This is a genomic window from Mycolicibacterium arabiense, from assembly GCF_010731815.2.
GTDB lineage: Bacteria > Actinomycetota > Actinomycetes > Mycobacteriales > Mycobacteriaceae > Mycobacterium > Mycobacterium arabiense.
Map to the genome: position 1 here is coordinate 243,580 of NZ_AP022593.1, position 20,389 is coordinate 263,968.

Here is a 20,389-nt window from a genome sequence, read left to right on the forward strand (position 1 = left end):
CGACCGGTGTCAGCCGGGGTAGCGGCGCAGCGTGTAGACGCGGTCGACGCCGTCGTCGGACTGCCACTGCGTCTGCGACGAACCGATGATCAGCAGGCAGCGCATGTCGACGTCGCCTGCATCGAGATCGGCGAGGCGCACCACCTTGACCTCCTCGCGCGGGCCCGACACGTCGCGGCCGATCACGACCGGCGTGCTCGGGTCACGGTGCTCCAGCAGCAGATCCCGCATCGCGGCCACCTGCCAGGTGCGCGTCTTCGACGCCGGGTTGTAGATGGCCAGCACCAGGTCCGCTTGTGCGGCCGCGGTGAGCCGGGCGGTGATGACGTCCCACGGCTTGAGCCGGTCGGACAGCGAGATCACCGCGTAGTCATGGCCCAACGGGGCGCCCACCCGGCTCGCGACGGCCTGGGCCGCGGTCATGGCGGGGATCACCCGGACGTCGACGCCCGGCCACTCCTTGGCCTCCTCGAGCACCGCGGTCGCCATGGCGAACACACCCGGATCGCCGGAGGACACGACTGCCACCGCGCGGCCCTGCTCGGCGAGCATGCAGGCCAACCGGGCGCGCTCGGGTTCGTCGGTGTTGTCGCTGGGGTGTCGCGTCTGACCATCGCGGGCCCCGACGCGATCCAGGTACGGGCCGTACCCGATCAGGTCTGTCGCGGTGGCCAGTTCACGGCGCGACTGCGGCGTCATCCAGTCCACGTCGCCGGGTCCCAGGCCGACCACGGCGACGCTGCCGACGGGCCCCGGCGGGCTGGAACGCAGCGACTCGGGGGATGTCTTCAGCCGGGGCATCATCCCCGGCAGCATCGCGATCGCGAAGTAGGGCACCGAGTCGGCGTCGGCCTCGGCGGCGGGCAGCACGCGCTGCCGATCGGTGCTGGCCCGCTCGACGTAGAACGCCTCGTCGATCCGACCCGTCGCCCGAAGCGCTTCCAGCACAGCGGGATACGACCGACCGAGCTTCATGATGACCGCGGCGTCGGTGTCGGACAGGCGGCGCTCGAGTTCGGCGGGCGGCAGCGTACCCGGCAGGATCGTCAGCACCTCGTCGCCCTGGACCAGCGGTGTGCCGGTGGCGGCCGACGCCGCACTGACCGACGTGACGCCGGGCACGATGACGGCTTCGAACCGCTCCGTCAGCCGGGTGTGCATGTGCATGTAGGAGCTGTAGAACAGCGGGTCGCCCTCGGCGAGCAGGGCGACGTCACGGCCGGCCTCGAGGTGCACCGCGATCCGCTCCGCCGACTCGCGGTAGAAGTCCTCCATCGCCCCCGCGTAGCCGCCGGGGTGCTCGGTGGTCTCCGTCGTCACCGGATAGACGAGGTGTTCCTCGATCTGGCCGGGCCGCAGATACGGTGCCGCGATGCCGCGGGCGATGCTGCGGCCGTGCCGTGCGCTGTGATAGGCGACGACGTCGGCCTCGCCGATCACGCGGGCGGCCTTGACGGTCACCAGTTCCGGGTCGCCGGGGCCGAGGCCCACGCCCCACAGGGTGCCCGTCATTCGCGTTCGCTCGCAATCGCGTTCACCGCGGCCGCAGCCATCGCGCTGCCCCCGCGCCGTCCAGTCACCACCAGGTACGACATGCCGCGCGGACGGGCGATGAGTTCGTCCTTCGACTGCGCGGACCCCACGAACCCGACCGGTCCGCCGAGCACGGCAGCCGGCACCGGTGCGCCGTCGTCGATCAGTTCCAACAGCCGGAACAGGGCGGTGGGTGCGTTGCCGATCGCGAGCACGGCGCCACCGAGACGGTCGGCCCACAGGTCGACCCCCGCTGCCGACCGCGTGCTGCCGAGCTTGGCCGCGAGGTCGGCCGCGCGTGCGTCGCTCACCAGCGGGACCACCTCGTTGTCGGCGGGCAGCCGCGACCGGGTGATGCCCGAGGCCACCATCGACGCGTCGCAGAGGATCGGGGCCCCGGCCGTCAGCGCGGCGTGCGTGCGGGCCACGACGTCGTCGGTGTAGGCCACGTGGTCGGCGACGTCGACCTGACCGCAGGTATGGATCAGCCGCACCACGACCCGCGAGACGTCCTCGGGGAAGCGGTCGAGGTCGGCCTCGGCACGGATCGTCGCGAACGACTGGCGGTAGATCTCCGCGGCGTCGCGGACGTAGTCGAGCACCCGCTCACCCTACGGGCGACGGGGGCGGTACCCGTCTCCGGTCGCCACCAGCACCTCGCCGTCGGGCGGGCTGCCGCAGGCACGTTCGCATCCGACGAAGTGCCGGTGTACGGCGGTCGACGACGGCTGCGCGGTCGACGCCGCGTCGGCGGCGTCGCTGCGCACGTCGGCCACCGAGTGCTCGCAGCCCGGGCTGCCGGTGCACGAGCTGATCGACAGCCACGGCGAGTCGGCGTCGAACACCAGGCCCAGCGGCGCCAGCACCCGCAGTGCCACGTCGGCCACGCCCTCGTCGAGATCGCAGAGCAGCACCGAACGCCACGGGGTGACCACCAGCGGCGCCTCGACGGCGGCCAGGAACTCCGCGGTCCTGGCATCGAGGACGCCGAGGCGGATCGCCGCGCCGAGGGTGACCCGGCCGTCGTCCTGCTCGATCCAGCCGACCGGTGGTGCCGTCACGGGTGGCCAGGTGGCACCGGGGTCGGCTCCGCGCGTCAGCCCCGCCGTCAGCACCGCGGGGTCGGGCAGTTCGGTTATCCGCCAGTGCTTGTCGCGCACCTCGACGAAACGGGCTGCGACTGCCGCCATGGTCGGCACGGCATCGGGCAGCGCCATGCGCACGCCGGTGTCGACTCCGCCAACCAGTAGTGCTGCGGCGTCCGGGGACAGTACGTGCGCGCCGACGTCGGCTCCGAGCCCGCTGACGTCGCCGCGGCCGTCGTCGATCGCGAACAGGAACCGCCCGGGCAGCCGGGCGAGTGTGGCGTCCCGCTGGATCGTCGCGTCGAGGTCGCCGATCAGGTCGCGCACGTCGGCGATGCCGCCGGACCTGCCGGTCAGTGGTGACGCCAGGACGTTGCGCACCCGCTCGTGGGCCGGCGAGGGCAGCAGTCCGGCGGCCGCGACGGCCTCGGCGAATGCGTCGCGGTCGGTGACGCCGCGGGCCTGGACGTTGCCGCGGGAGGTGAGTTCCAGGGCGGACGAGCCGAATCGGGTCGCCGCGGCCGCGAGGGCGCCGAGTTGCGCGGCGGTGATGATCCCGCCGGGGAGGCGGACCCGCGCGAGGGCGCCGTCTGCCGCCTGATGCACCTGCAGTGCGCCCGGACAGCGATCGTCGTCGCGGGTTCTGCTCACCCGTCTACGGTACGGCGGTCAGCCGCCTTGACGATCGCGGCGGTGCCACGATCTGCGAGTAGTGCGACGCGTCGCCGGTGATGACACGGCTGGTCGCCCCGTGCACGTCGACGGGGACGTCGCCGGCCAGCGTGATGCGGCTCAGCTTGCGGTACTGATCGTCGTAGTCGGACACGGCGTAGTGCTGGGTGGCGCGGTTGTCCCAGATGGCCAGATCGCCCGGCTGCCAGTTCCACCGGATCGTGTTCTCCAGCCGCGTCACCCGGGCCTGCAGCAGGTCCAGCAGCGTCGCCGACTCGCGGGTGCCGAGGCCCACGAAACGCTTGACGAAGTGGCCGAGCAGTAGCACCTTGCGGCCGGTCTCCGGGTGCACGCGCACGACGGGGTGCTCGGTCTCGAAGGTGTCGGAGACGAACTCGTCGCGGTACTCCCGCGCCTTGTCCAGCGCCGCGTCGCGGGACTCGTCGAAGTCGCGGACGTAGTCGTAGTCGTTGGTGTGGATCGCCCACAGGTTCTCGACGAGGTGGCGCAGTGATTCCGGCAGCTGGTCGTAGGCCGCCTCGGTCGACGCCCACGTGGTGGTGCCGCCGTAGGAGGGCAACGTGACGGCGCGCAGCAGCGACGCCTTCGGGATGCGGTCGACGAACGTGACGTCGGTGTGCCACGAGTTCGCCTTGTCGTAGCGCGAGTCGATGGGCAGCACGTCGGTGCCGCGCGAGAGCACGGTCGGGTGCGCGAGCGTCGGGGTGCCCAGCGTGCGGGCGAAGGCGAGTTGCTCGGCGTCGTCGAGGTGCTGCTGATCGCGGAAGAAGATCACCTTGTGGGTCAGCAGGGCGTCGTTGATGGCGTCGACGGTCGTGGCGTCGAGGTCGCCGCCGAGGCGGACGCCGTCGATGCGCGCGCCGATGTGCGCGCCGAGCTTGACGACGACGGGGAGGTCGGGGCTGGGGGACGGGGAAGCCATTGCTTCATTCCCCCACTCGCGGGGCGTTGCCGACAGGGTTTCGCTTCCCGCGATCCGAAGTCGCCGACCGAGGTCGGAGCCTCGTGCACGGGTTGGGTGTGACTTCGGTCACCAACGCGTCAGGTGTGTTCTCTGCCACACGATTCGATCGGAAACGGTACCGCCGGTACTAGGTTTCGAGACAGCCCGCCCGCCGACACCGGAGTCGGCGGGCGGCATACAGAGAGGAACGACCATGGTCGGTCTCATCGTTTTCGCCGTACTGGTACTCGCCCTCATCGCGCTGGTCGGGTTGCCCTACCCGCAGTCGTGGCACAGCCGCTGGGGTAGCTCCGACCGCTGAGCCCTGGCGACCGAAGCCGCGGGGGCTCGATTGCGGCGGCGTGCGGTACGAATGGTGGGTGGCTCCCACTCCGTCGGTTCCGACCGTCCTGCTGCTGTCGACGTCCGATACCGATCTGATCGCCGCGCGTGCCAGCGGCGCCAACTACCGCTGGGCCAACCCGTCCCGCCTGATCGACGGTGAACTCGCAGGACTCCTCGCCGACGTCCAGGTGGTCGTGGTGCGCATCCTCGGTGGCTACCGGGCGTGGGAGGACGGCATCGACGAAGTCGTCGCGTCCGGCATCCCCACGGTCGTCATCAGCGGTGAACAGGTGCCCGACGCCGATCTGATGAGCCATTCGTCGGTGCCCGCGGGCGTCGCACTGGAGACGCACGTCTACCTCGCCCAGGGCGGCGTGGCCAACTTCGCCCAGCTGCACGCGTTCCTCTCCGACACGATCCTGATGACGGGGTACGGCTTCAGCCCGCCGGTCAGCACGCCCACCTGGGGAGTCCTGGACTGTCCGGAGGGGTACGAGTCCACCAACGACGGCCCGCGCGTCGCGATCCTCTTCTACCGCGCGCAATATCTGGCCGGCAACACGGCGTACATCGGTGCGCTGTGCCACGCCATCGACGCGGCGGGTGGCCGCCCCGTGCCCATCTACTGCGCCTCGCTGCGCACCGCCGAACCCGAACTGCTCGACCTGCTCGCAGGCGTCGACGCGATGGTCACCACGGTGCTCGCCGCCGGCGGTGCCACGCCGGCCGCGGTGGGCGCCGGCGGCAGCGACGAGAATTGGAACGTCGCGCATCTCGCGGCACTCGACATCCCGATCCTGCAGGGGCTGTGTCTGACGTCGTCGCGGCATGCCTGGGAATCCAACGACGACGGCATGTCGCCGCTCGACGTCGCCACCCAGGTCGCGGTGCCCGAGTTCGACGGCCGCGTGATCACGGTTCCGTTCTCGTTCAAGGAGATCGACGACGACGGACTGATCTCCTACGTCGCCGACCCCGAGCGGTGCGCGCGGGTGGCGGGTCTGGCGGTGCGGCATGCGCGGTTGCGCCACGTCGCACCGGCCGACAAGCGCGTGGCGCTGGTGTTCTCGGCCTACCCCACCAAGCACGCCAGGATCGGCAACGCCGTCGGACTCGACACCCCTGCCAGCGCGGTCGTCCTGTTGCGGGCGATGCGCGACGCGGGCTACGACATCGGCGAAGTTCCCGGCGTCGACGCAGGCGATGGAGATGCACTCGTACACGCCCTGATCGAGCGTGGCGGCCAAGATCCGGACTGGCTGACCGAGGAGAAGCTGGCAGCCAACCCGATCCGAGTGTCGGCCGCCGAGTATCGAGAATGGTTCGCGACGCTGCCAGAAGACTTCGCCGACGCGATCGTCGAGCACTGGGGTCCGCCCCCCGGCGAGTTGTTCGTCGACCGCAGCAACGACCCCGACGGTGAGATCGTCATCGCCGCAATGAAGTCCGGCAACGTGGTGATTTTGGTCCAGCCCCCGCGCGGGTTCGGCGAGAACCCCGTGGCGATCTATCACGACCCCGACCTGCCGCCGAGTCACCACTACCTGGCGGCGTACCGATGGCTCGACCGTGACTTCGCCGACGGCTTCGGGGCCGACGCGGTGGTCCACATCGGCAAGCACGGCAACCTGGAATGGCTGCCGGGCAAGACCCTCGGCATGTCGGCGGGCTGCGGCACCGACGCGGCGCTGGGCGACATGCCGCTGATCTACCCGTTCCTCGTCAACGATCCGGGGGAGGGCACCCAGGCCAAGCGCCGCGCGCACGCCATCCTGGTCGACCACCTGATTCCGCCGATGGCGCGCGCCGAGAGCTACGGCGACATCGCCCGCCTCGAACAGCTTCTCGACGAACACTCGATGATCTCGACGCTCGACCCGGCGAAGCTGCCTGCGATCCGACAGCAGATCTGGACGTTGATGCGCGCCGCCAAGATGGATCACGACCTCGGGCTGGAGGACCGCCCGGATGAGGACGTCTTCGACGACATGCTGCTGCACGTCGACGGCTGGCTCTGCGAGATCAAGGACGTGCAGATCCGCGACGGTCTGCACGTGCTGGGCCAGGCGCCTGCCGGCGACGTCGAACTCGACCTGGTGCTGGCCATCCTGCGCGCCCGCCAGCTCTTCGGTGGTGAGCAGAACGTGCCGGGACTGCGGGAGGCGCTGGGACTGGCCGAAGACGGTCAGGACAGTCGCACCTCGGTCGACGCCGCGGAGGAGAAGGCGCGCGAACTGGTCGCGGCGCTGCAGGAGTCCGGTTGGGACGCCGAGGCGGTCGACGGGATCACCTCCGATCTCGCCGTCGCGTCGGTGCTTCGCTTCGCCGCCACCGAGGTGGTGCCGCGACTGCGGGGCACGGCACGGGAGGTCGACCAGATCCTGCACGCGCTGGGCGGCGGCTTCATCGACTCCGGTCCGTCGGGGTCGCCGCTGCGCGGCCTGGTCAACGTGCTCCCGACGGGCCGAAATTTCTACTCCGTCGACCCCAAGGCGGTGCCGTCCCGGCTCGCATGGGAAACCGGTGTGGCGCTTGCCGATTCACTACTGGAGCGGTACCGCACCGACCACGGCGAGTGGCCGCGTTCGGTGGGGCTGTCGGTGTGGGGCACCTCGGCGATGCGGACGTCGGGTGACGACGTCGCCGAAGTACTCGCCCTGCTCGGGGCGCGACCGGTTTGGGACGAGGCGTCGCGGCGGGTCGTCGATCTCGAGGCGGTGTCACTGGCCGAACTCGGCCGACCGCGCATCGACGTCACGGTGCGGATCTCCGGCTTCTTCCGGGACGCGTTCCCGCACGTGGTCGCCATGCTCGACGACGCAGTTCGTCTCGTAGCCGGACTCGACGAAGCCGACGAACACAACTACGTGCGCGCCCACACGTCGGTCGACTTGGCCGACCACGGCGACCAGCGGCGCGCGACCACCCGGATCTTCGGGTCCAAGCCCGGCACCTACGGCGCGGGTCTGCTGCAGCTGATCGACAGCCGCAACTGGCGTGACGACCAGGATCTGGCCGAGGTGTACACGGCCTGGGGCGGTTTCGCCTACGGCCGCGACCTCGACGGTGCACCCGCCACCGCCGACATGAACGCGAACTACCGCCGCATCGCGGTCGCCGCGAAGAACACCGACACCCGCGAACACGACATCGCCGACTCCGACGACTACTTCCAGTACCACGGCGGCATGATCGCGACCGTCCGCGCGCTGACCGGGAAGGCTCCGGCCGCCTACATCGGGGACAACACCCGGCCCGAATCGGTCCGCACCCGCACCCTGTCGGAGGAGACCACCCGGGTGTTCCGGGCGCGCGTCGTCAACCCGCGCTGGATGGCGGCCATGCGGCGCCACGGCTACAAGGGTGCGTTCGAGATGGCGGCGACGGTCGACTACCTGTTCGGCTACGACGCCACCGCGGGTGTCATGGCGGACTGGATGTACGAGCGCCTCGCCGGCGAGTACGTGCTCGACGACGAGAACCGCAAGTTCATGGCCGAGTCGAACCCCTGGGCGATGCACGGAATGGCCGAGCGCCTCCTCGAAGCCGCGGGCCGCGGGATGTGGGAGTCGCCGGAACCGGCGACCCTCGACGCGTTGAAGCAGGTGCTGCTCGAGACCGAGGGCGACCTGGAGGGGTGAGTGGAGGCGTCGGGGAAGTAGGTTGATCACATGCCCGTGACCTTCGCCGACGTCGCCAAGTCCGAGTACATCCTGCTCACCACCTTCACCAAGGACGGCAGGCCGAAGCCCACCGCCATCTGGGCTGCCCCTGCGGGTGACGCCCTGATCGCGATCACCCAGGAGAAGTCCTGGAAGGTCAAGCGGATTCGCAACACCCCGCGGGTGACGATCGCCGAGTGCGACCGCGGCGGCAAGCCGAAGGGCGAAGCCGTCGAGGCCAGGGCGACGATCCTGCCGAAGTCGGCGAACGGGAAGACCTACGACGCGATCGGCAAGCGTTACGGGTTGATCGGCAAGACGTTCAACGTGTTCTCGAAGTTGCGCGGTGGCATGACCAAGAACGTGACGATCGAACTGACTGCCGCCGGGGACCCGGGGGCGAGCTGACATGGCACCGGAGTTCAAGGACGTCTACGGCGAGAAGTACCTGCTGCTGACCACGTTCACCAAGGACGGGCGGCCCAAGCCGACCCCGGTGTGGGGCGTTCCCGACGGCGACAGGCTGGTCATCAGCACCGACGCAGGGTCGTGGAAGACCAAGCGCATCAACAACACTCCGCGCGTCACCATCCAGAAGTGCGGCGTGCTCGGCAAGGTGAAGGGTGAGCCGGTCGAGGCCGTGGCCCGCAACCTGCCGGAGTCGGAGACCCGGCGGGTGTTCGACATGGTGACCAGGCGCTACTGGTGGCACGCGTGGTGGTGGATCCCGCAGGCGCGCCTGCGCGGGGGAGTCGACAAGGTGCACGCGGCCATCGAGGTGCGGGCGGCAGACCCGGCAGACCCGGCGGGCCCGGCGAGCCCGGCGCCCTCCGGAACCTGACCGGCACGCGGAACGTTCTCACGACATGGCTATGCGGCTCTTCCTGGTGTACGTCCTCGCCGAACTGGCGGTGGTCGTCGGCCTCGCGTCGACGATCGGCTTCGGCTGGACCCTGCTGATCCTGGTGGGCACCTTCGCGATGGGGCTGGCACTGGCCGGTTCGCAGGCCAAGCGTCAGATCCGCAAGCTGCAGTCCGGGCTGGCCACGCCCCAGGGCGCGGTCACCGACGGCGCACTGGTCGCGCTGGGCAGCGTGCTGACCATGGTGCCCGGGCTGCTGACTTCGGTACTCGGGCTGATCCTGCTACTTCCGCCCACCCGGGCGCTGGCACGTCCCGCAGTGGCGGCACTGGCGGCACGCCAGCTGGGCCGCATGCCCCTGATCGTCACGTCGGCAGGCCCGGGCGGGTTCCGCACCACGCGCCGGGACTACGTCGACGGCGAGGTCGTCGACGTCGTCGACGTCACCGACGTCCAGCAGCCGGGACTCCCCGGTACGACCGGCCGACCGCCCGTCGACTGACTTGACGACGCTACTGGTCAACGGGCGGATACACAGCCCGGCGATGCCGGACGCCACGGCGATGGCGGTGACCGACGGCGCGGACGCCGCGGTGCGGTGGCTGGGTTCCGACGAGGTCGGCCGCGTCCAGTTCCCCGACGCCGAGGTCGTCGACCTCGAGGGCGGCTTCGTCGCCCCGGCGTTCGTCGACAGCCACGTGCACCTGACGTCGACCGGACTCAACGTCGGTGGCCTAGACCTGCGCGGTGCCACCTCGCTGGAGGATCTCGTCCGGCTGGTCGGCGAGTACGCGCGCCGCAATCCCGATGGACCGATCTGGGGGCACGGGTGGGACGAGACCGCGTGGCCGCGACCCGTGCCGCCGACCACGGCCGACCTCGACGGCGTGGTCGGTGACCGGCCCGCGTACCTCGCGCGCGTCGACGTCCACTCGGCGGCCGCGTCGACCGCCCTGCGGCGCCTGGCGCCCGAGGCCCAGAGCGCGACGGGTTGGCACGGTGAGCGGCCACTGACCGCGGCCGCCCATCACCTGATCCGGGCCGAGGCCCGGCGACTGCTGACGCCTGCGCAGCTGGACGCGGCACGCCTTGCGGCGCTGGACCTGGCGGCGCGGTCGGGGATCGTCGCCGTGCACGAGTGCGCGGGTCCGGAGATCGGCGGGCTCGACGACTGGCTCGCGGTGCGCGCGCTGGACCACGGCGTCGACGTCGTCGGCTACTGGGGCGAGGCGGTCGACTCGGCTGAGCGCGCCCGTGAACTGGTCGCCGCGACGGGGGCGGCCGGCCTGGCAGGCGATCTGTTCGTCGACGGCGCGCTCGGTTCGCACACGGCCTGGCTGCACGAGCCGTACGCCGACGCGGACACGTGCGGGAACGCCTATCTCGACGTCGACGCGGTCGAAGCCCACCTGGCCGCGTGCACCGACGTCGGTGTGCCCGCCGGATTCCACGTCATCGGCGACGCCGCGGTTGCGACGGTCGTGGCGGCCCTCGACCGCCTCGTCACCCGCTTCGGGGCTCCGGCGGTCGCGCGGTGCGGTCACCGCCTCGAGCACCTCGAGATGGTGTCGGCGGAGCAAGCGGCCCGGCTCGGTGCATGGGGTGTCATCGCCAGCGTGCAGCCCAATTTCGACGCGCTGTGGGGCGGTACGGACGGCATGTACGCCCAGCGCCTCGGCGCCGAACGAGCGCTCGGGCTCAACCCGTACGCCCTGTTAGCATCCTCAGGCGTGCCCCTCGCCTTCGGTTCGGATTCGCCCGTGACCGGCGTCGATCCATGGGCCACCGTGCGCGCGGCAGTGCATCACCGCACACCGGGCAGTGCGGTGTCGGCCCGTGCGGCGTTCTCCGCGGCAACCCGCGGCGCCTGGCGCGCGGCCGGGATCCGCGACGGAGTCACCGGCACGCTGGTGCCCGGCGCACCGGCCTCCTACGCGGTGTGGGACCTGCCCGGCGGCGCCGACGATCTCGAGGTGGCGGCGCCCAGCGACACGGTGGCGCGCTGGTCGACCGAGCCGAACTCGCGCGTGCCCGCCCTGCCGAGCCTCGACCCGTCGCGCGCGCTGCCGACCTGCCGTACGACCGTGCACCGGGGTGCGGTGCTCCATGGCTGACCCCGGCCGGGTGTGGGGCTGGGCCAATCCGCGCCTGGTGCGGCTGAGCGTCTCGATCGCCGCCGGGCTGGCGATGTGCCTGGCCTTCCCGCCGTTCGGGTGGTGGTTCCTCGCACCCATCGCCGTCGGCGCCCTCGGCTGGGTGCTGCTGCACCCATCGACCCGGCCGGCGGGCGGCTTCGGGTACGGATTCCTGTTCGGGCTGGCCTTCTACCTCCCGCTGCTCCCGTGGATCAGCGGACTGGTGGGGTCGGTCCCATGGGTGGGGCTCTCGGTGCTCGAAGCGCTGTTCCCGGCCGTCTTCGGCCTGCTCGCGGTCGTCGTGCGCAAGCTGCCGGGCTGGCCGCTGTGGTTCGCGGGCGTATGGATGGTCGCCGAATGGCTCAAGTCCGTCGTGCCGTTCGGCGGATTCCCATGGGGTGTCGTCGCGTTCAGCCAGACCGACAGCCCGCTGCTGCCCGCCGCCCGTCTCGGCGGCGCCCCGCTGGTGTCCTTCGTCACCGTCCTCGCCGGGTTCGGCCTGCTGGCGCTGGTGCTGGAGGGCGTGCGCTGGTGGAAGCACGGTGACCACTCGGTTCACCACGTCCTGCACGCGGTGGTCGTGCCCGGTGCGTGCATCGTGGCCGTGCTGCTGCTCGTCGCGCTCGCCGGGCCGTCGGTCCGCAAGTCGGCGCTCACCGTCGGCGACGAGGACACGGTGACCGTCGCCGCGATCCAGGGCAACGTGCCGCGGCTCGGCCTGGAGTTCAACGCCCAGCGCCGTGCGGTCCTCGACAACCACGTCCGCGAGACGCTGCGCCTCGCCGACGACGTCCGGGCGGGACGGGCTCCCGCGCCGGACGTCGTGATCTGGCCGGAGAACTCGTCCGACATCGACCCGCTGACCAATCGCGATGCGGCCGAGCAGATCGCCGTCGCCGCCGACGCCATCGGCGCGCCGATCCTGGTGGGCGCTGTGGTCAAGGCGCCCGGCTACAGCCCGGCCAACCCCGTCTCGCTGAACTCGGTGATCGTGTGGAACGGGGCGGGCCAGCAGGATCCGGCCGGTCCGGGGGAGCGCCACGACAAGAAGATCGTGCAGCCGTTCGGCGAGTACCTGCCGTGGCGCAGCTTCTTCGCCAAGCTCTCGTCGTACGCCGACCGCGCGGGCTACTTCCTACCGGGGACCGGAAGCGGCGTGGTGCATGCCGCCGGGATCCCGATCGGCGTCACCACGTGCTGGGAGGTGATCTTCGACCGCGCCGCCAGGGAATCGGTCCTCGAGGGCGCCCAGCTGCTGACCGTGCCCGCCAACAACGCGACGTTCGACGAGGCCATGAGTTCTCAGCAGCTCGCCTTCGCCCGACTGCGCGCCGTGGAGCACGACCGGTACGTCGTCGTGGCGGGCACCACGGGCATCAGCGCCATGGTGGCGCCGGACGGCGCGGAGCTGGCAAGAACGGCGTTCTTCGAGCCCGCCTACCTGGACATGCAGCTGCGTTTGAGGTCCGATCTCACGCCCGCGACGCGGTGGGGACCCGTCGTCCAGGCGCTTCTGGTGGCCCTCGGCGTTTCGTCTGTGGTCGCCTCGATACTGCACAATGGGAGTTTCGCGCGTCGCCGCAAGCCGGTGACTGCACGCGCAGGGAACGACGAAGGAGTGGGCGCATGAACCAGCACGAGGTCGACGGGGATCGACCGAGCCAGCGCACCCTGGTCATCGTCCCGACCTACAACGAGCGCGACAATCTGCCGCTCATCGCGGGCCGCCTGCACGCCGCGCGACCCGACGTCCACCTGCTCGTCGTCGACGACGGCAGCCCCGATGGCACCGGTGAACTCGCCAACGAACTGGCCCTGGCCGACCCCGACCGGGTGCACGTCCTGCACCGCACCAGCAAGGACGGGCTCGGCGCCGCCTACCTCGCGGGCTTCGCCTGGGGACTGGGCCGTGGTTACACCGTGCTGGTCGAGATGGACGCCGACGGCTCGCACGCGCCGGAGGAGCTGTACCGACTCCTCGACGCGGTCGACGCCGGAGCCGACCTGGCAATCGGTTCGCGCTACGTCGAGGGCGGCGAGGTCCGCAACTGGCCGCGACATCGAAAGGTGTTGTCGCGCACTGCGAACGGCTACTCGCGCATATCGCTGGGGGTCGACGTCAACGACATCACCGCCGGCTTCCGTGCCTACCGGCGCGCCGTGCTCGAGAAGATCGACCTCGCGGCCGTCGACTCCAAGGGCTACTGCTTCCAGGTGGATCTGACCTGGCGCACGATCAGCGCGGGATTCGTCGTCGCCGAGGTCCCCATCACGTTCATCGAACGCGAGCTGGGCAAGTCGAAGATGAGCGGTTCCAACATCCGCGAGGCGATCGTCAGGATCGCCCAGTGGGGCATCCGCGGGCGCTTGGACCGCGCCCGCGGCGTCGTCAGGTAGGCCTGTCGGCCCGACCTCGGATCAGCTGCTGCTACTGCTGCCGCGGCGACGGGTCTTGATCAGGTCGAGCCGCTCCTTGAGCAGTTCGTCGAGTTCCTCGATCGAGCGGCGCTCGAGCAGCATGTCCCAGTGCGTGCGCGGCGGCTTGACCTTCTTCTGCTCGGGAGCCTCACCATCGATGAGGGTGCCCTCCATGCCGTTGCGGCACGGCCAGGTTCCGGGGATCTCCGCGTCGTCGGCGAAGGGAACTTCGAATTCCTCGCCGTTGTCGGTGCGGTATCGAGCGACCTGACGCGGTGCCAGGTCGTGGTTGCGGTCCGTCTCGTAGCTCACGGCTCCGAGTCGGCTACCCCTCAAGACACGATCAGCCATCGTCATCACTCCTCTTCACATGCGTTTACGTCCGGGAACATCAACGCAACTCGAGGTTGCGAAGTTCCCGACCCAACGGTCCATGATACCGGGATACCCACCGACTGCCGTTTAGAGTCTGATTCGTGGCCTCCACGTCTACCGGGATCTCGCCCGTGACCCCGACCGTCAACCGCCGACGCGCACGTCCACAGCCCTGCCGGTGGTGCGGGCGCGAGGTGGCCGACGCCGGCATCGGGCGCCGTAGGCAGTACTGCCGGCAGTCGTGCAGGCAGCGCGCCTACGAGCAGCGAGCCCTGGTCAAGGGCACGTCGGTCCCCGCGGATGCCGTCGTCCTCACCGCAGAGGAGGCGTCGGAACTGTCCGACCGGGTCTTCCAGGTGCGCTGCGCGGCCGAGGACGTGGCGACCGCCGTGGAGGAGGGCGCGGACCAGGCCGAGTTGCGCGACCTCTGCGACGCGCTGATGCAGGCCGCCAAGGCGGCTGACGGCTGGCGCTAAGCAGGCCGGAGCGGCCCGTCCCGCCGCTAGGATGCGAACGAACGCATCAAGATCGGATCGACGTGTCGCCCACCTCATCGCCGCCTGCGAGTCCGGGTTCGGAGCCGACCCCGCCCGTCGCCGCAGGACGAGTGTGGCGATTCGAGGACTTCACACTGGACACCGCGCGTTTCGAACTCCGTCGGGGTGACGACCCGATTCGCGTCGAGCCGCAGGTCTTCGACGTGCTCTCGCACTTGGTGACGAATCACGACCGTTGCGTCAGCAAGCAGGAACTCTTCGACACCGTCTGGCGCGGGCGATTCGTTGGCGAAGCCGCACTGACGAGCCGGATCAAGGCGGCTCGTCGGGCCATGGGTGACGACGGTGAGTCGCAGCGCCTCATCCGGACGGTGCGCGGTCGTGGCTACCAGTCCGTCGGAACCATCGACGCCGGCCCCGCCGACGCCGGGCGGGTGGCCGCGCCTGCGCCCCGCCAGCACATCGCGTTCTGCTATGCCAGAGACGGTGTGCGGTTGGCCTACGGGGTGACGGGGGAGGGGCCGCCTCTGGTGCGGGCCGCGAACTGGATGACCCATCTCGGGTACGACATCGAGAGCCCCGTGTGGCGGCACTGGGTTCGAGATCTGGCTGCGCGTCGCACCTTCATCCGCTACGACGAACGCGGCTGCGGACTGTCGGACTGGGACGCAGCGGACTTCACGTTCGAGGACTGGGTGAACGACCTCGACACGATCGTGCAATCGGTTGGCTTGGAACGCTTTCCGCTACTCGGGGTCTCGCAGGGTGGCGCCGTCGCCGTCGCGTACGCGGCGCGGAACCCAGAGCGGGTCAGCCACCTCATCCTGTGCGGCGCGTACGCACGTGGGCGCGCCGTGCGGGCGATGAGCGACCAGGAGAGCGGGCGGCGGCACTGGACCTCGACCTTGCGCGGGTGGGATGGGGAAGTGACGACCCGGCGTTTCGCCAGGTGTTCGCGGCGCAATTCCTGCCCGACGGCACGCGTGAGGACTGGGAGGCGTTCGACCACCTGCAACGCCGCACCACGTCGCCGGAGAACGCCGTCCGATTCCTCGAGCAGTTCGCCGGCATCGACGTCCGCGACCTCGCGCGATCCGTCACGTGCCCGACGCTGATAATGCACTCGCGTGACGACCGCCGGGTGCCCCTGCGCTACGGCGAGGAATTGGCGGCGCTCATATCCGATGCGCGGCTCGTCGCCTTGGCGAGCAACAACCATCTGCTCACCGAGACCGAGCCGGCCTGGAAGGTCTTCTGCGACGAGGTGGAGGCATTCCTCGCCGGCTGAACGGCGCGACGGCGGCGGCGTCTCGAGCCCGCGCCAACCTCCCTCCAATCTCCACCAAATCTTCATGTATCGCCGCGACGCGGCGGCCATGCTGTGGGCATGAAGAAACAACTCCGCACCCTGCTGGTGGGGTTCAGCGCCATGGTCGCCCTGGGCTCCCTGTCCGCCTGTTCGAGCGGTTCCTCGAACGAGTCGTCGTCCACCACATCGTCTTCGACGACGACCACGTCTGCGGTCGCCGCGCCGTTCCCGACGACGGCCACCTTCATTGCCGACACCGAGGCCGATGGCAAGAAGATGACCATCGGGATCTCCGTGGAAGGCGAGCAGATCACCGCCTACGCGTGCAATGGCGTCGACGACGAAGCGTGGTTCTTCGGCAGTCAAGCCGGTGGCGACATCGACATCACGTCGAAGTTCCGCGACACGTTGACCGCCTCGTTCAACGGCACCGATCTGACCGGTGATCTGAACATGAACGGCGTCAGCTACGACTTCACCGCCGCACCCGTCTCCGAGCCGGCGGGCGTGTACACCGCCGACCTCGACGGTGTGCGCTCGTCGTGGATCGTCCGGGCGGACGGCTCGGCGATAGGCGTGCAGTTCAACGGGGGCATCAGTGGCCGGGACTTCGAACAGGCCGAACTCCAGCAACTCAACGCCGCGCAGTTTCAGGCACAGGTGCGAAACAAGCGCCAACTCCAGCAGGCCGACCAATCGGTCAAGCTCAGCAAGGGATCCCTCACGTCGCGGATCAACGGCCGCGACGTGACCGCCACGCGGGTGAGTGGAACCACCCGGTTCGGCTGACCTCCGCGCACGACCACCCACGGCCCCGCCAGGCCACGCCGGTTTCCGGCTGCCCGGCGGGGCCGTTTTCCGTGGTCGAGGGTCGCCAGAAACTTTCTTCGATCCGGGTTGAACCATTTCGGGGGTTGGCCCGTCGTTCCTTTCGACGGCTCCCAACGGGAGCATGACGCCTGAAGGGATACATCGTGACCGTGCACTTGCCGCTTCCCGCGAACCCATCCGCGATCGAGTCCGCAGTTTGGCACTTCGGTGAGTTCGTTCTCGACCTTCCTCGTTACGAGCTGCGGCGCGACGGGGTTTCGGTGCGAGTCGAGCCGCAGGTGTTCGACGTGCTGACACACCTCGTTCGGCACCGGCACCGGGTCGTGACGAAGAACGAGTTGTTCGACACGGTGTGGGGTGGCCGCTTCGTGGGTGAAGCAGCCCTGACCAGTCGGATCAAGGCAGTCCGGCGCGCGCTCGGCGACGACGGGGAGTCGCAGCACTACATCCGGACGGTGCGGGGCCGGGGCTACCAGTTCGTCGGGGTCCTCGCCGAACCCGAGGTCGATCCCGCCGGGCGCACGGTCGATGCCGACACGCGGGGGCCGGAGGTGGTCCTGCACCTCGGTGACGCCGTCGCACGACTGCACCGCACGTCGCCCCACCGTTTGCGCCGACCGCACGGGCATGGGCGGGCACGCTACCGCGTGGCACCCTCGACGCGGCGCAGGGAATTCAACGGTCCGCCGAGATGAGACCGTTCGCCCCCACGGCCATTACGCCAGGTCGGCTATGCTTCGAGAGCGGTCACAGGCGACGATCTCGGAACTCATCCGCCTACCATCTGCGCTGTCACAGTCGTCAGCTGCGAGACCACGGAGCGATAGAGGTACAGCGCACGATGACGGACTCTGGCCCGGGGCCACGGCGCATGAACGATTCGGCGGGGGCCGAACTCATGCGGGGCATCCACGACGCACACGGGCCGGCGCTGAACCGGTACGTGTTGCGTCTCACGCGTGGCGACCGCGGATTCGCCGAGGACGTCGTTCAGGAATCGCTGCTTCGGCTTTGGCAGAACGAGAACGTCCTCACCACCTACTCCGAGGAATCCACCCGGGCATGGCTGCACACGGTGGCCAGGAACCTGGTCATCGACGACCGGCGCAGTTCTCGCTTCAAGCGCGAGATGCAGACCGAGACCATGCCGGAGCAAACCTCTCCGGACATGTTCGGTCCCGCGGTGGACAAGTGGGTGGTGTCCGAGGCGTTGCGATCGCTGAGCCCGGAACATCGGGCCGTCTTGGTGAGGGTGCACTACCTCGGACAGACCGCCGTGGAAATCGGTCGCCTCGAGGGCATTCCACCGGGAACCGTGAAGTCTCGGCTGCACTACGCACTACGCGCGCTCCGCGCGGCGTTGGAGGAAAGGGGGGTAGTGCAATGACCTCCGACCGGGGCATGGCCGAGTGGGACGCCGCGTACCTACTCGGCGCACTCACAGCAGAGGAAGCCGCCGAGTACGAGCGGTATCTCGCCGATTCTCCTCGACGCGCGGAACTCCAGGACGCCGACGACATTCCCGGCATCCTGGACGTTCTGACCCCAGAAGAGGCGCTCGCTCTGATCGACGAGGCGTCGACATCCGAAGTACGGGGAGAGGTTGCCGCCCAGCCCACGTCGCTCGGCGCGGCAGCGGAGAGGCGGCGCCTTCGGTCACGCCGTGCCCGGCTGGCCGGGGCACTCGCATCGGCCGCGGCCTTCCTCCTCGTCGGCGGCATCGTCGGATACGCCGTCATTCCCCATGAACCGTTGTCGACTGGCGTCTCGCTGCAGGCGATGGCAGCCGGCGAACGAGAGGGCGTCAGCGCGTCACTCGCGCTGTCGGAGGAACCGTGGGGAACCCGGCTCGATTGGCAGTGCGAATACACCAAGGCGTGGGCGGCGAACGTCAAGAGCTATGACCTCGTCGTCATGACGAAGGATGGTTCGGAGTCGACGGTCGCGTCCTGGCGACCCTCCGGTGACGAGGCGACGAACTTGGCGGCAGCGACCGTGATTCCGACGTCGGACATCCGCAGCGTCGTCATTCGCGAGGCCGGCACCGCCACTCCGCTGGCCGTCACCACCCTGACCTAGAGGTCCCTTCGGCTCAGGTCGAGTCGAATGCTGTTCGGACACAGTACGGCTGCGTAGCGTCGCCTCATCGTGACCACCTCCGTCGATGCATCCACCGTGACCACGGTCGCCACGCGCGCCCCGGGCCGGCCGCGGCGCCAACGCAAGTGGGCGCTCGTCCGACTCGCGTCGCCGATCGTCCTGCTCGCGCTGTGGCAGTTGGCCAGCGCGCTGGGGATCCTGCCGCAGGACGTCCTGCCCGCACCGTCGCTCATCGCCGAGGCAGGCGTCGAGGTGATCGAGAACGGTCAGCTCGCCGACGCCTTGGGCGTATCCGGCCTGCGGGTGCTCGAAGGGCTGTTGCTCGGGGGCGTCGTCGGCGTGGCACTCGGCACGGCCGTCGGCTTGTCGCGGTGGGTGGAGGCCACCGTCGACCCACCGATGCAGATGGTCCGCGCCCTGCCGCACCTCGGCTTGATCCCGCTGTTCATCCTGTGGTTCGGGATCGGGGAACTCCCCAAGGTGCTCCTGGTCGCCCTCGGCGTCAGCTTCCCGCTCTACCTGAACACGTTCTCGGCGATCCGGCAGGTCGATCCAAAGCTGTTCGAGACCGCCCGGATACTGGGATTCTCGTTCTGGCAGCGGTTCCGGAACATCATCGTGCCGAGCGCCGCGCCGCAGGTGCTCGTCGGCTTCCGGCAGTCGCTCGCCATCGCCTGGCTGACGTTGATCGTCGCCGAACAGATCAACGCCGACAAGGGAATCGGGTTCCTGATCAACAACGCTCGCGACTTCCTGCGCATCGACGTCATCATCTTCGGCCTGGTGGTCTACGCCCTCCTCGGCATCGGCACCGATGCCATCGTCCGCGCTCTCGAGCGCCGAGCCTCGAGGTACCGCTCGTGACATTGACATCCGAACGTCGCACCGAGACCGCGGGCGAACTCCGCCACGTCGACATGTGGTACGGCGACCACCACGTGCTGCGGGACGTCTCCGTCCGGGTCGGTGAGGGCGAGATCGTGGCCTTGATCGGCCGCAGCGGGTCGGGCAAGTCGACCGTGCTGCGCGTGCTCTCCGGCCTCGTCGGTGATCACACCGGCGACCGGACGGTGCTCGGCGCGCCGGCGCTGGCGTTCCAGGAGCCCCGACTGTTCCCATGGCGCGACGTGCGCACGAACGTCGCCTACGGGCTCACCCGCAGCAGGCTCACGACGGCCGAATCCGCCGCGCGGGCGGACCGGGCACTCCACGACGTCGGCCTCGCCGACCGGGCCGGAGCGTGGCCGCTCACGCTCTCGGGTGGTCAGGCGCAACGGGTTTCGCTCGCCAGGGCGCTCGTCGCCGAGCCCCGGCTGCTGCTGCTCGACGAGCCGTTCGGCGCCCTGGACGCACTGACCCGGTTGAGCATGCGAGCACTGCTGCTCGACCTGTGGCGCGAGCACGGGTTCGGCGTTCTGCTGGTCACCCACGACGTCGACGAGGCCGTCGCGCTCGCCGACCGCGTACTCGTCCTCGAGGACGGCCGCGTCGCGCACGAGCTGGCGATCGCCGATGCGCGCCGCCCCGCCTCCGACCCGTCCGCCGACACCCAGCGCCACCGGGCAGAACTGCTCGACGTGCTCGGCGTCCGCATCTGACCG

The 20,389-nt window shown here is 69.9% G+C and carries 18 protein-coding genes and 2 pseudogenes; 15 read left to right on the forward strand and 5 right to left on the reverse strand.

Annotated features, from left to right (window positions below; all coding sequences use genetic code 11):
- Positions 1 to 9 precede the first annotated feature (9 nt).
- The 4 genes from G6N61_RS02775 to G6N61_RS02790 are packed head-to-tail and all read right to left on the reverse strand — an operon-like array spanning position 10 to position 4,233.
- Positions 10 to 1,512 carry a precorrin-2 C(20)-methyltransferase gene (locus G6N61_RS02775; protein ID WP_163917120.1) on the reverse strand — a complete coding sequence of 501 codons (1,503 nt, stop codon included), beginning with the start codon at positions 1,510 to 1,512 and terminating at the stop codon, positions 10 to 12.
- On the reverse strand, positions 1,509 to 2,135 hold the full coding sequence (locus G6N61_RS02780) for a precorrin-8X methylmutase (protein WP_163917122.1): 627 nt from the start codon (positions 2,133 to 2,135) through the stop codon (positions 1,509 to 1,511). Before G6N61_RS02780 ends, G6N61_RS02775 begins: the two co-directional genes overlap by 4 nt.
- Before the next feature lie 9 nt (positions 2,136 to 2,144).
- A complete protein-coding gene (gene cobG / locus G6N61_RS02785) occupies positions 2,145 to 3,269 on the reverse strand; it encodes a precorrin-3B synthase (protein WP_163917124.1) in 1,125 nt (374 codons plus the stop codon).
- A 4-nt stretch (positions 3,270 to 3,273) separates the two neighbouring features.
- Positions 3,274 to 4,233 (reverse strand): TauD/TfdA dioxygenase family protein, encoded by a 960-nt coding sequence (locus G6N61_RS02790; RefSeq protein ID WP_163917127.1) that lies wholly within the window; start codon positions 4,231 to 4,233, stop codon positions 3,274 to 3,276.
- A gap of 401 nt (positions 4,234 to 4,634) precedes the next feature.
- Here G6N61_RS02790 and cobN point away from each other — a divergent pair, with 401 nt between their 5' ends.
- From cobN to G6N61_RS02825, 7 genes are read left to right on the forward strand one after another with little or no spacing between them, the layout of a single operon-like run.
- Entirely contained in the window at positions 4,635 to 8,240 is a 3,606-nt protein-coding gene (cobN, locus tag G6N61_RS02795) for a cobaltochelatase subunit CobN (RefSeq protein WP_235887378.1), read from the forward strand.
- Between the two features lie 30 nt (positions 8,241 to 8,270).
- Positions 8,271 to 8,669 carry a PPOX class F420-dependent oxidoreductase gene (locus tag G6N61_RS02800; protein ID WP_163917131.1) on the forward strand — a complete coding sequence of 133 codons (399 nt, stop codon included), beginning with the start codon at positions 8,271 to 8,273 and terminating at the stop codon, positions 8,667 to 8,669.
- Position 8,670: 1 nt separating this feature from the next.
- Positions 8,671 to 9,102, forward strand: a complete 432-nt coding sequence (locus tag G6N61_RS02805; protein ID WP_163917133.1) for a PPOX class F420-dependent oxidoreductase — start codon at positions 8,671 to 8,673, stop codon at positions 9,100 to 9,102.
- Between the two features lie 25 nt (positions 9,103 to 9,127).
- A complete protein-coding gene (locus tag G6N61_RS02810) occupies positions 9,128 to 9,625 on the forward strand; it encodes an FxsA family protein (protein WP_163917135.1) in 498 nt (165 codons plus the stop codon).
- Between the two features lie 43 nt (positions 9,626 to 9,668).
- A complete protein-coding gene (locus tag G6N61_RS02815; RefSeq protein WP_179973555.1) occupies positions 9,669 to 11,237 on the forward strand; it encodes an amidohydrolase in 1,569 nt (522 codons plus the stop codon).
- Positions 11,230 to 12,888: an apolipoprotein N-acyltransferase gene (gene lnt / locus G6N61_RS02820; RefSeq protein WP_163917139.1), complete on the forward strand. Its 1,659-nt coding sequence runs from the start codon at positions 11,230 to 11,232 to the stop codon at positions 12,886 to 12,888. The genes G6N61_RS02815 and lnt overlap by 8 nt, the downstream gene beginning before the upstream one ends.
- Positions 12,885 to 13,655: a polyprenol monophosphomannose synthase gene (locus tag G6N61_RS02825; protein ID WP_163917141.1), complete on the forward strand. Its 771-nt coding sequence runs from the start codon at positions 12,885 to 12,887 to the stop codon at positions 13,653 to 13,655. Before lnt ends, G6N61_RS02825 begins: the two co-directional genes overlap by 4 nt.
- Before the next feature lie 21 nt (positions 13,656 to 13,676).
- Here the strand turns inward: G6N61_RS02825 and G6N61_RS02830 are convergent, their stop codons facing one another.
- The gene (locus tag G6N61_RS02830) at positions 13,677 to 14,027 is read right to left on the reverse strand and encodes an RNA polymerase-binding protein RbpA (RefSeq protein WP_163917143.1); all 351 of its coding nucleotides are present in this window, start codon (positions 14,025 to 14,027) and stop codon (positions 13,677 to 13,679) included.
- Positions 14,028 to 14,182: 155 nt separating this feature from the next.
- Here G6N61_RS02830 and G6N61_RS02835 point away from each other — a divergent pair, with 155 nt between their 5' ends.
- The 8 genes and pseudogenes from G6N61_RS02835 to G6N61_RS02870 all read left to right on the forward strand — a co-directional run bounded on the left by G6N61_RS02835 (position 14,183) and on the right by G6N61_RS02870 (position 20,386).
- Entirely contained in the window at positions 14,183 to 14,527 is a 345-nt protein-coding gene (locus G6N61_RS02835) for a hypothetical protein (protein WP_163924553.1), read from the forward strand.
- Between the two features lie 131 nt (positions 14,528 to 14,658).
- A pseudogene (locus G6N61_RS02840) lies at positions 14,659 to 15,836 on the forward strand (alpha/beta fold hydrolase).
- Between the two features lie 99 nt (positions 15,837 to 15,935).
- Positions 15,936 to 16,646: a hypothetical protein gene (locus G6N61_RS02845; RefSeq protein ID WP_163917145.1), complete on the forward strand. Its 711-nt coding sequence runs from the start codon at positions 15,936 to 15,938 to the stop codon at positions 16,644 to 16,646.
- Positions 16,647 to 16,870: 224 nt separating this feature from the next.
- Positions 16,871 to 17,191, forward strand: a pseudogene (locus G6N61_RS02850) (winged helix-turn-helix domain-containing protein); the annotation flags it as partial.
- Positions 17,192 to 17,559: 368 nt separating this feature from the next.
- Complete coding sequence (locus tag G6N61_RS02855; RefSeq protein WP_163917147.1) at positions 17,560 to 18,075, forward strand: sigma-70 family RNA polymerase sigma factor; 516 nt, start codon at positions 17,560 to 17,562, stop codon at positions 18,073 to 18,075.
- On the forward strand, positions 18,072 to 18,767 hold the full coding sequence (locus G6N61_RS02860) for a hypothetical protein (RefSeq protein ID WP_163917149.1): 696 nt from the start codon (positions 18,072 to 18,074) through the stop codon (positions 18,765 to 18,767). Before G6N61_RS02855 ends, G6N61_RS02860 begins: the two co-directional genes overlap by 4 nt.
- Positions 18,768 to 18,863: 96 nt before the next feature.
- The gene (locus G6N61_RS02865; protein WP_163924554.1) at positions 18,864 to 19,652 is read left to right on the forward strand and encodes an ABC transporter permease; all 789 of its coding nucleotides are present in this window, start codon (positions 18,864 to 18,866) and stop codon (positions 19,650 to 19,652) included.
- Complete coding sequence (locus G6N61_RS02870) at positions 19,649 to 20,386, forward strand: ABC transporter ATP-binding protein (RefSeq protein ID WP_407666360.1); 738 nt, start codon at positions 19,649 to 19,651, stop codon at positions 20,384 to 20,386. The genes G6N61_RS02865 and G6N61_RS02870 overlap by 4 nt, the downstream gene beginning before the upstream one ends.
- Positions 20,387 to 20,389 lie beyond the last annotated feature (3 nt).